The sequence below is a fragment of the Microvirga sp. HBU67558 genome, from assembly GCF_018069605.1.
Taxonomy (GTDB): Bacteria; Pseudomonadota; Alphaproteobacteria; order Rhizobiales; family Beijerinckiaceae; genus Microvirga; species Microvirga terrae.
On the sequence record NZ_JAGPUP010000523.1, the window covers coordinates 35,212 to 45,521 of the forward strand.

General features: G+C 65.8%; 8 protein-coding genes. 3 read left to right on the forward strand and 5 right to left on the reverse strand.

Features of this window, described 5'->3' with window-relative positions:
• Together KBI52_RS16290 and KBI52_RS16295 are read left to right on the forward strand one after the other, a co-directional pair.
• Positions 1-1,569 (forward strand): aspartate:alanine exchanger family transporter, encoded by a 1,569-nt coding sequence (locus tag KBI52_RS16290; protein ID WP_173946805.1) that lies wholly within the window; start codon positions 1-3, stop codon positions 1,567-1,569.
• A gap of 148 nt (positions 1,570-1,717) precedes the next feature.
• Entirely contained in the window at positions 1,718-3,151 is a 1,434-nt protein-coding gene (locus KBI52_RS16295; RefSeq protein WP_210808712.1) for a porin, read from the forward strand.
• 42 nt (positions 3,152-3,193) lie between these two features.
• On the opposite strand, the gene KBI52_RS16300 is transcribed toward KBI52_RS16295, so the two are convergent.
• Positions 3,194-4,273, reverse strand: coding sequence for an AraC family transcriptional regulator (locus KBI52_RS16300; RefSeq protein ID WP_173946803.1), 1,080 nt, complete (start codon positions 4,271-4,273; stop codon positions 3,194-3,196).
• A 320-nt stretch (positions 4,274-4,593) separates the two neighbouring features.
• On the opposite strand from KBI52_RS16300, the gene KBI52_RS16305 reads away from it, so the two are divergent.
• Complete coding sequence (locus KBI52_RS16305) at positions 4,594-5,247, forward strand: hemolysin III family protein (protein ID WP_210808714.1); 654 nt, start codon at positions 4,594-4,596, stop codon at positions 5,245-5,247.
• A gap of 81 nt (positions 5,248-5,328) precedes the next feature.
• Here the strand turns inward: KBI52_RS16305 and KBI52_RS16310 are convergent, their stop codons facing one another.
• From KBI52_RS16310 to KBI52_RS16325, 4 genes are all read right to left on the reverse strand, one after another.
• On the reverse strand, positions 5,329-5,652 hold the full coding sequence (locus tag KBI52_RS16310; protein ID WP_173946801.1) for a hypothetical protein: 324 nt from the start codon (positions 5,650-5,652) through the stop codon (positions 5,329-5,331).
• Between the two features lie 63 nt (positions 5,653-5,715).
• Complete coding sequence (locus KBI52_RS16315) at positions 5,716-6,147, reverse strand: response regulator (RefSeq protein WP_173946800.1); 432 nt, start codon at positions 6,145-6,147, stop codon at positions 5,716-5,718.
• A 160-nt stretch (positions 6,148-6,307) separates the two neighbouring features.
• Complete coding sequence (locus KBI52_RS16320; RefSeq protein WP_210808724.1) at positions 6,308-7,285, reverse strand: alpha/beta fold hydrolase; 978 nt, start codon at positions 7,283-7,285, stop codon at positions 6,308-6,310.
• A gap of 264 nt (positions 7,286-7,549) precedes the next feature.
• The gene (locus KBI52_RS16325) at positions 7,550-9,880 is read right to left on the reverse strand and encodes a bifunctional diguanylate cyclase/phosphodiesterase (protein ID WP_210808716.1); all 2,331 of its coding nucleotides are present in this window, start codon (positions 9,878-9,880) and stop codon (positions 7,550-7,552) included.
• Between the last annotated feature and the right edge of the window lie 430 nt (positions 9,881-10,310).

The following is a 10,310-nucleotide window of genomic DNA, read 5'->3' on the forward strand; positions in this document are numbered from 1 at the left end:
ATGGTCGATATCGTCCGCACACTGCTTGAAGCCTCGCCTCTGCTGGCGCTGTTCCTCGCCATTGCGACCGGCTATGCGCTCGGACAGATCTCGATCGCCGGCGTCTCCTTCGGGGCCGGTGCGGTGCTGTTCACCGGATTGATCATCGGGGCCATCGCTCCGAAGTCGGCGCCTCCCGGACTGGTTGGCACCCTCGGCCTCGTCATGTTCGTCTACGGTGTCGGCATCCAGTACGGGCCGCAATTCTTCTCAAGCCTCAAAGGACCCGGCCTCAAGTACATCGCGCTGTCGGCCGCGGCGGTGATCGCCTCGCTCATCGTCGCGATGTCGCTCGCCGGCCCGCTCGGAATCTCGATAGCAACGGCGGCCGGATTGTTCGCAGGCTCCGGCACCAGCACGCCGACCTTGCAGGCCGCCCTGGCGGCTGCGGGCAACCAGGATCCGGCCATCGGCTACTCGGTTTCCTATCCGTTCGGCGTCGTCGGGCCGATCATCCTGATGACCATCATGGCCGCCTGGGTCAAACCCACGTTCAAGGCCCCGTCCCAGAGCGTCCGAGTGGCCGAGCTGACCCTCGAATCCGCCTGCGAGGATCGGACGGTCGAGGAGGTCTCCGCAATCCTCCCATCGGACCTGAAGATCGTCGCGGTCCGTCAGCATCACGTGAATGCACCGCCGATTGCCGGAACGAGGTTGCACGAAGGCGATGGATTGCTGCTGGTCGGCAACCCGGCCAGCATCGAGAAGGCGAAGGCGGCGGTGGGCTACGAGGAACCCGGGCGCATCAGCCGCGACCGGGCCAATTACGACGTGGCGCGGGTCTACGTGTCGAAGGCGGCCTTCGTCGGCAAAGGCGTCCACGATATTCCGCTTCCGGATTTTCCCGTCGTCATCTCCCATGTCCGCCGGGGTGACGTCGACATCATGGCGTCGTCCGACCTGACGCTCGAGTTCGGCGACCTGCTGGTGGCGGCGGTCCCGTCGAACCGGAAGGCAGACCTCCAGCGTCACTTCGGCGACAGCGTCAAGGGCAACGCCGAGCTGTCCTTCGTGTCGGTCGGCGTCGGGATCGCGCTCGGTCTCCTGCTGGGAATGATTCCCGTGCCGCTGCCGGGGGGCGGTACCTTCAGCCTCGGCGTCGCCGGCGGCCCCCTGGTCATGGCGTTGGTCCTGGGCTGGCTCGGTCGCACCGGCCCGATGGGCTGGCGGATCCCGGTCGTCGCCAATCTGGTCCTGCGGAATCTCGGCCTGTCGGTGTTCATCGGCTCCGTCGCCATCGGGGCAGGCAGCCCGTTCGTCCAGACCGTGGCTACCAACGGTGTCCAGATCCTCCTTGGCGGTGCGCTCGTTCTTCTGACCCTCGTGTTGATCGTGCTGGTGGTCGGCTACCTGTTGCGCATACCCTTCGATGATCTGCTCGGCGTTTGCGCCGGCTCGACCGGCAACCCTGCCATCGTGGTTGCGGCGGGACGCCTTGCGCCGACCGAGCGGACGGACATTGGTTACGCGATCTGCTTTCCGAGCATGACCATCGTCAAGATCATCGCCGTTCAGGTTCTGCTGAGTTGAGACGAGCCCTCGGCATGATGCCGGCCGGCCACACCGGGTTGGATTTGGGCGCTGCCATGGAGCCGTCCGTCGCGGTCTGCTTGACGGTACCGCTCGCGTCTGCACAATCTTTCATCATAGGGCTGGGCTTTGTCGTGGAGCGTGTATCATGGCGTCTGTGCGAACCTTGTTGCTTGGATGCGCGGCGATCCTTTCCGGCGGAGCGCAGGCCGCCGATCTGCCGGCCAAGACCGCAGCTCCGGTCGACTATGTCCGGGTCTGCTCCACTCATGGCAACGGGTTTTTCTACATCCCCGGCACCGAAACCTGCCTGCGCGTCGGCGGGCGTGTGCGGGCCGAGTATGCCTATATCGAACCTGCCGACCGGGAGGACGACTCCATCGGCTTCCGCGGCCGCGGCCGCATCAACCTCGATGCGCGCACCGCCACCGAATATGGCATGCTGCGCACCTACATCCGCTTCGAGCTGACCCACAACACCGGCGTCTATGGCAGCGACAGCGCCCTCGTGAAGCAGGCCTTCGTTCAGTTCGGCGGCCTCACCGCCGGTCGTGCGGTGTCGTTCTTCACGAGCCCGGACCTGCCGGCCCCGAACTTCGGTGACCTGCGCTTCGACGACCCCGCGAACGCCGAAGTGAACCTTTTGGCCTACACATTCTCGTTCGGCAACGGCCTCTCCGCCACCCTGTCGCTCGAGGACGGGATCGGCCGCCGGATCAACAACGAGCTTGATTTCCCCCTGTTCGGAGTTGGTTCGACCTCGGTCTTTGCGCCGATCGCCTCGACCTACGCGGGTGAGATCGTGCCGGATGTCGTGGCCAACATCCGCTACAAGGGGACCTGGGGCGAAGTGCAGCTGTCGGGCGCCCTGCATCAGATCCGCGACGTGGCGGCGGGTCTCACGACGGTCGACGGCGTGACCACGCCCGTGATCAACCCGATCACGGGACTGCCCAATCCGACCCATGCGGACACGGATTACGGGTTCGCCCTGGCGGCTCTCGGCTATGTCAACGTGCCCGCCCTCGGGGTTGGCGATACCGTCTGGATGATGGCCACCTACACGGATGGCGCGATCGGCTATCTCAACACCGGACAGACCAGCGCGATCAGCAACGGCTTCGTCAGCGCCGGCTCGCTGGCGATGCCCTTCACGGATGCCTTCGTGGATATCTTCACGGGCGAGTACAAGACCAACAAGGCCTATGCCATCGCCGGCGGCCTCAACCACAACTGGAGCCCGACCTGGCAGACGAACGTGTTCGGCTCCTGGATGCGCTTCGATGCGCCCGGTGTCGCGCAATACGTGGTGCCCACGACGGTCGCGACGCTGGCCAATGGTTCGGCAGGCACCACGACGGGCCTCGTCGACTTCGACGAGATTCGCGTCGGCGCCAACGTGATCTGGACGCCGGTGAAGGATTTCCTCATTGGTGTCGAGGCGCTCTACATCCGGGTCGATCCACGCGAACGGGTGGCGATTCCGCTCACGACCGCTTCCGGCGAACCGACCGGCACCTTCCGGCCGACCGGTTCGGAGGATGCATGGGAAGGCCGCCTGCGCGTGCAGCGCGACTTCTGAGCGACGATCGTCCGTTCCCTACCGATCGATCGTTCATCAGCCTCAATGGCCATCGCCGCGCCAGGCGGTCGGCGTCTGGCCAGACCAGCGCCGGAAGGCGCGGGTGAAGGCGCTGGCCTCGGAATAGCCAAGGGCGGCGGCGATCTGGGAGAGCGGCACCTGCGTGTCCGTCAGCAATTGCCGGGCGATCTCGAACCGGATCTCGTTGGTGATCGCCCTGTAGCCCATGCCGCTGTCCTTCAGGCGGCGGCTCAGGGTGCGGCGATGCATCGCCAGGAGATGCGCGATGTCGTCGGCCGAACAGTGATTGCTGGTCAGCCGCGTGCGCAGCAGCCGCCGGATGTCATCGGAGAAGGCCGAGTCCGGAGCCCCCTTCATCTGCTGGATTCGCTGCTCCAGCATGGCCCGCAAGACCGGATCGGCTCCGGCGATCCGGATCTCCAGGTCACGGGCCGGGAAGACGATCGTGGCGCTCTCCTGGTTGAACCGGACGGGCGCGCGGAAATGCCGACGGTAGGGCTCCTGATCCGCCGGGGCGGCCCGGGGCAGAAGAACCTCGCTCGGGTTCCATTCGGACCCGCACAGGGCCCGCAGGGCATTGACCGACACCGCCAGCGACCCGTCCGAGATCTGGCCGGCACTCTGGGCCTCGGGCTGGTAGACCGAGAAGGTGAACAGGGCCGTGTCCCCGACGATCGTGAGCGACGGGACGGCGCCCCGGTTCTGGATGCTCAGGTTGGAGACGAGCCCGCGCATGGCGTCGCCCACCGTGTCCGATTGCTGCATCAGGCGGCCGACCAGTCCAAGCGACAGGATCGTCGCGCGCTGGCCGACGAGCAGCCCGAAATGGGGACAGTTCGTGCGGCTCACGCTGAGGGAGAGCAGCCGGCCAAGGGCCGCGTGCGGGATCACGTTCGCGCCATCCTCGAACAGGCGCGGGTCGAGCCCGGCCTCGCGGATGATCGGATCAGGGTCAAGGCCGAACTCGCGCAACATCGGTTCGATTTCCCTGGCCACCCCAAGATGGATATAGCCCGGAGGAAGGGTCCGCCCGCCGGATGATGCATCTCGCGAGACCGGCATGTGGATGCCTGAAGACGGAAACACGACTTTCCCGGCCATCGTGAGCTCCTTCGCAGAATCCCCAGAGCCCTCCGGCACCGCACAGCGAACGAAGCCGGCCCCATCACCTTAGTCTGCGGCATACTAACATAGATTAACGTTAGGTCACCAGCACGCCGGCCTCTTAGCGGGTGCAAATCCCCCTGGGGAGGCTGTTACCGGCCGAGGTGGCTCGGGAGAAAGCCGGGCTGCAAGGCTGTCGCAGGCCCTGGCTTCGGGGTCCGCCAGCGCTACAATTTTGGTTCGATGGTCCGACCACTAGGCCGGACCGAGTATGGACGTCCTGCTCTGTGGGCGTCGCCTGCGCCAACCTTCCAAGGATGACGGCTTTGAGATGGGACTATGACGTGAAGGAGATCATTGCCGATGGCATCGTGCATGTTGTCGGCGTGACGATCGGGGTTGTCGCCATCGCGGCGCTGCTCGTCGTGGCGGCTCCCGCCGTCGGAGCCTGGGAGCTCACGTCCCTTCTCATCTACGGGATCGGGCTTCTGACGGTGCTCACCGTCTCGGCGCTCTACAACCTCTGGCCGGTCTCGCCCGTCAAATGGATGCTGCGGCGGTTCGACCATTCGGCCATTTACCTCCTGATTGCCGGCACCTATACGCCGTTCATCACGCAGATGAAGGCAAGCGCCGAATCCCTGGCGCTGCTGGCCGGCGTGTGGCTCACCTCCATGGTCGGCATCACGCTCAAGCTCCGATTCCCGGGACGCTTCGACCGCCTTTCGATCCTGCTCTACCTGCTCCTGAGCTGGAGCGGCGTCATGGCTTACGAATCGGTGTTCGGCACCCTCCCCGCCTCGACCCTCTGGCTTCTCGCCATCGGGGGCATTCTCTACACGACCGGCGTGGTGTTCCATCTGTGGGAGAGCCTGCGCTTTCAGAATGCGATCTGGCACGCCTTCGTTCTCGTTGCCGCCGGCTGCCATTATGGCGCCGTGCTCGACTGCCTGGTGCTCGCGCGGGCCTGACCGGCCCGCCCGTTGCGGCGCGGGCCGCTCCTTGCAACGGCCGTTCCCGGCATCAGCCCCGTCACTACCGGACGTCTGTCCTCATTGCTCGGTGAAGAAGGTGAGGACAACCTTGCCCTTGTCGCTGACGAGGCACACGAAGCGGTTCGGCTTGTCGCTCTTCTCCCGCTGAAGATAAGCCTCGCCCATGACCACCATGCGGATCGGCGTATCCTCCACCCGGGTGGCTGCCTTCGAGATGGCCAGCGACTCCATGTCGAAGGTCAGGTGTTCGAGGGACGGCGAGCGCTCCTTGAGAGCCGCCAGCCCGGAGAGTCGACAGGCCTCGACCTCCGCTGGCGCCTGAGCGAGAGACGAGGTGGTCATCAGAATGGAACCGGCGAGAGCGGCGAGACCATAGCGCATGGATGTTTCCTTCCTGGATGTCGATGGGACCGGACCCGGGTCCGGCAATTGCGGGCCTGACGGTTACGGGGCCGTTTTTTCCTGTGCGGCCAGATGCACTTCGCCGACCATCTGGGACAGGCGGTAGGGCTTGGGGAGGAAGCGAGCGCCGGCCGGGATGCGGTCACCGTGGCACCTTCGCGAACGCCCGGAGGCCAGGACGACCGAAAGGCCGGGCTGTGCCTTGAGTGCTCTGTGAGCGAGGTCGCAGCCGTCCCGTCCTCCCAGGTCGATGTCCGTGAACAGGACGTCGATCACCTCCTGGCCGAGGATGACCTCCGCTTCCTCGGCGCTGGCGGCGGTCAACACCAGGAACCCGGCATCCTCCAGGGCTCCCGCCGCCGCAGCGCCGATCATCAGATCATCTTCCACCACGAGAATGCAGATTGGGCCCGCCTCATAGCCCGTGTACTCGGGTTGGGAGGCTCTCGACCAGCGTGTCGGGATCAGGTTCATGCGACGCCCTTTCCTTTCGGAGTTCGGCTGGCTAACTCCGAAAGGAAAGGCGGCGTTCACACCCGATCGGGACTTCCGCTCGACATGGTGAGCGCTCCGTTAACGGCTGCCGTCGCGGGGCGGCGCACGGCGGTGCGGGCCGGAACGATCCTTGCCGGGATCAGAAGGCCCACATCCGGGCGGATTGCTGGGCCGTGCGGTCGATCGCATCGGCGACGGCCCCCGGGGACAGGTGATGGATCATGTGCCCAAGGCCGGGCAGGACAATGAACTCGCTGTGCGGCAGTTCCCGGTGCAGACGTGCCGATTGGCGGCCCACATCGGCGATCTGATCGTCGGCGCCCGTGATGATCGTGAGCGGCACCCTCAGTTCGGCATAATACCGTTCCAGGTCCATCGCCGACGGCGGCATGAGAGCGGCATCCTCGGCGGCTGCGCGAAGCTGCAGGGGCCGCAGCATCAGCGCCTTCGGGAACTCGCGCTCGAAGCGCTCCGGCACCGGCGCGGGCTGGAACACGCGCTTGATCATGCCCGGAAGGATGGCTCGTGCCACTGGCGGCGAGACGGTGTAGCGCATGACATCGCCGACCAGGGGGATGGCCGGCGGCGAGAGCAGGAACGTGTCCGCCCGCAGGGTCGGGTAGTAGTAGCCCGAGCCCAGGACGAGGCCACGGACAAGTTCGGGGGATTCGAGCGCGAGGGCCACCGCGACCAGGGTGCCCCAGGAATGTCCGTAGACCACCGCCTGCTCGACCCCCAGCCGGGCCAGGGCGCTCCTGAACAGCCGGGCCTGGGCCCGGGGCGTCCAGAGCTGCCGCGGCCGCGCGCTGTAGCCATAGCCGGGACGGTCGATGACGATGACCCGGTACCGGTCAGCGAGTCGGTCCACGAGGCCGCTGACGGTGAAATCCTGGATCATGGTGCCGTTGCCGTGGATCAGCACCAGCGGACTGCCCCGCCCGCGGTCGATGTAGTGCAGGCGCACGCCGTCCACGTCGAGAAAACGGCCGATCGGCGGATACCGGCGCTCGGCCTCCTGGGCCCGCCGGCGGTTGTAGAGGGCCGCTGCTCCCAAAGCGGCGGCGCCCGCAAGCGCAGGCACGAGCCAGCGCGGTGCCCTGCCAGCGCCCCCTGTCATCGACCCGCGGGCATTGTCCGGCTTCCGATCCGGCCCGTGGGAGGCCGGATCCTGATCACGCACCGGGTCCGGCATGACGGTCCGATCACGGTCATAGCCATGACGGCCGGATGAGTTCAGGTCGACGGCTGTCTCCACGATGCGCATCCGCAATCTCCGTTCTGCTCGCAGACGGGGAACGCCCGGGGCGGGAAAGGGTTGCTGCACCGCAAAAAGGGCCAGCCCCCTGGGCTGATGGCGACGCTGAACGGGATGGCGCAGCCGCTACGCCACGGCGCGGGACGGCTCGTCCCGCTTCCTCGCCAGCGGCTTCGGGACGTCCGCGATGAAGGATGCAATGGCCTCGCGGGACATGGGCTTGGCGATGAGGTAGCCCTGAGCCTGTGAGGCACCGGCGAGGCGAAGGGCATTGAGTTGCTCCTCCGTCTCGACGCCTTCGGCCGTCGTGCTCATGTTCAGGTCCTTGGCGAGGCCGATGGTCGCCTTGATGATCGCGCGGCTGTCCGCGGAGGTCAGCATGTTGCGCACGAAGGACTGGTCGATCTTGATCTTGTCGAACGGGAAGCTGCTGAGATAGCTCATCGACGCGTAGCCGGTGCCGAAATCGTCGAGCGCGATGGAAACGCCGAGCGCCTTGAGCTTCTTGAGCGCCGCCGTGGCCTCCTCGGTGAGCTTGACGGATTCCGTGATCTCCAGGACGAGGCGGTGGGCCGGCAGGCCGGAGATCTCCAGGGCGGTGCGGACGCTCGCCACCACATCCCGGCTGCGGAACTGCACGGGCGAGAGATTGATCGCCACCTTCAGAGGCTGCGGCCAAGTCATGGCCGTCGTGCAGGCCTCCTCGAGAATCCAGTCGCCCATTGGGCCGATGAGGCCAGATTCCTCGGCCGTGGGGATGAACTGCAGCGGCGAGATCATGCCCTTGGTCGGGTGCTTCCAGCGCGCCAGCGCCTCGCAGCCCCACATCTGGTTCGTCGCGAGGTCGAGAATCGGCTGGTAGAACAGGTCGAGCTCCTTGTTCTCCAGAGCGGCCTTGAGCGCCCCCTCGAGGGCGCGGCGTTCCGCCCGCGCGTCCTTGATGCCGGAATCGAAGATCCGGTAGCTGCAGCTGGAATCCGACTTCGCCGCATAGAGCGCGATGTCGGCGGCCTTGAGGATCTCGTTGGAGATCTTGCCGTCGGTCGACGCGATGGCGATGCCGATGGAAAGCCCGACTTCGATCTCCGTGTTGCCGGCCGTGCACGGGATCCGCATGGCCGACTGGATGGCCGTCGCGAGATCGATGGCCTGCTGGCGGTTGCGGATCGGCCGCTGGATGATCGCGAACTCGTCGCCGCCGATGCGCGCGATGAGGTCGGTCTTCCGCAAGCGCTCGCGCAGGCGCCGCGCCACGGCCTGGACGATCTCGTCGCCGACCGCGTGGCCGAAGCTGTCGTTGATGTCCTTGAACCGGTTGAGGTCGACGAGATGCAGCGCGAAGTCCGTGCTCGATCGCTGGGACGCGAGGAACGTCCGCTTGAGATCTTCAACGAACTGGAACCGGTTGGGAAGCTTGGTCAGCACGTCGTGCCGCGACAGGTAGCTTTCGCTCGCCGCACGCAGGATGCCGGTTCGCACATGGCGGAGGCCGAGCAGCGTGGCGGCCTCGATTCCGATATCCATCAGATAGGCGAAGAACGCGATCACGCGGCTCTCGAGGCGCCGTCCGGCCATCATCTCCGCGACCGTCCGGCTGACCGCGAGGCCGGCCGGATAATGGGCGAGCGGATGGAGAGCCATGACACGCTCCTTCCGGTCGATCCAGCTGACGTCGCGGATGAGAGTCGGGATGTTTTTGGCGATCAGGCGCTGCAGCGGGGTGTTGGGCCTCCACACCCGCCGGCCGAGCGCCCTCTCGGAAACCGGGCAATGCGCCAGGATGATGCCGTCGCGGCGATAGAGCGTGATCGCCTGGGAGTGTGTGCGAAGGTGATCCTTGAAGATCCTCTCGAAATGATCGAGGTCGATCGTGGCCACGATGACGCCGAGAAAATTGCCGTCGGCATCCAGGATCTTCCGGGCCAGCGAGAGAACCTTCTTGTCCATCGCCCGGATTCTCATCGGCTCGCCGAGATACAGGGTCAGGGCCGGCTCGGTCGCGAGCGCCCGGTAATAGGACGTGTCCTTCAGATAGATCGGATCGGACATGGGGCGCGGCGTCGAGGAGCCGACGATCCTTCCGCGGGCATTGACGAGGTCGATCCGGACGAGTTGGGGCAGCGAGTGGCACGCGCCGACCAAGGTGGCCTTGGTCGTCTGCGCGGCGGCGAAACCGTCGAACTCGTGCGCCTGGAGGCAGGCCTGCGGAATGCGGCTGACCACGTCGCGCAGAACGTTCTCGGTGGATTGGAAGACTCCGTCCGTCCGCTCCTGGAGCGCGAGCGCGAGGTTCGTCAGATCGGCCTCGGCCTGCGCGAGATCGTCGTTGTACCCGCGCACGAAAAGAAAGAACGCGCCGAGGATCCCGGCCACCGCCATTACGATGCTGAGAGAGATGATCACATAATCCGGCACAACGGGCTTCGATTCATTCCACGCGACGCTCTCCGTCACCATTCGGCACGAGTTGTCGTTATTCCGTTAATGCCGACAGGAATTCTGTCCGTTCGACGAAAAAAGCAAAGCTTCGTTCGGAACGGACGCGCTGCTCTCATGGCCGGCACCCTCTCCCGTTTTCCAACGGCCGTTTCTTGACCCCCGCTCGTCCTGACACCCACCACGTCATGGCCACCCTCCGCCCGTCATGGCACCCATCACGTCATGGCCGGGCTTGTCCCGGCCATCCCGTACATGTGAAGCGCGGCGTTTCGAGCCATCGGGATCACCGGCACAAGGCCGGTGATGACGTGGCAGGGTCTGCGCAACGATACGTTCTCACTTTGTTCTTGACAGCGGGTGCAAGCTAAGCTATATCATGGCGTAGATCGGTTCCGACGAGGGGCGCGCTCGCGAGGCGTCGCAAGTGTGGGAGCCGGCACGGTCCTGC

Coding starts and splice junctions, on each gene's coding strand:
- KBI52_RS16290 (WP_173946805.1), top strand. CDS start 1: ATGGTCGATATCGTCCGCACACTGCTTGAAGCCTCGCCTCTGCTGGCG.
- KBI52_RS16295 (WP_210808712.1), top strand. CDS start 1,718: ATGGCGTCTGTGCGAACCTTGTTGCTTGGATGCGCGGCGATCCTTTCC.
- KBI52_RS16300 (WP_173946803.1), bottom strand. CDS start 4,273: ATGGCCGGGAAAGTCGTGTTTCCGTCTTCAGGCATCCACATGCCGGTC.
- KBI52_RS16305 (WP_210808714.1), top strand. CDS start 4,594: ATGACGGCTTTGAGATGGGACTATGACGTGAAGGAGATCATTGCCGAT.
- KBI52_RS16310 (WP_173946801.1), bottom strand. CDS start 5,652: ATGCGCTATGGTCTCGCCGCTCTCGCCGGTTCCATTCTGATGACCACC.
- KBI52_RS16315 (WP_173946800.1), bottom strand. CDS start 6,147: ATGAACCTGATCCCGACACGCTGGTCGAGAGCCTCCCAACCCGAGTAC.
- KBI52_RS16320 (WP_210808724.1), bottom strand. CDS start 7,285: ATGACAGGGGGCGCTGGCAGGGCACCGCGCTGGCTCGTGCCTGCGCTT.
- KBI52_RS16325 (WP_210808716.1), bottom strand. CDS start 9,880: ATGGTGACGGAGAGCGTCGCGTGGAATGAATCGAAGCCCGTTGTGCCG.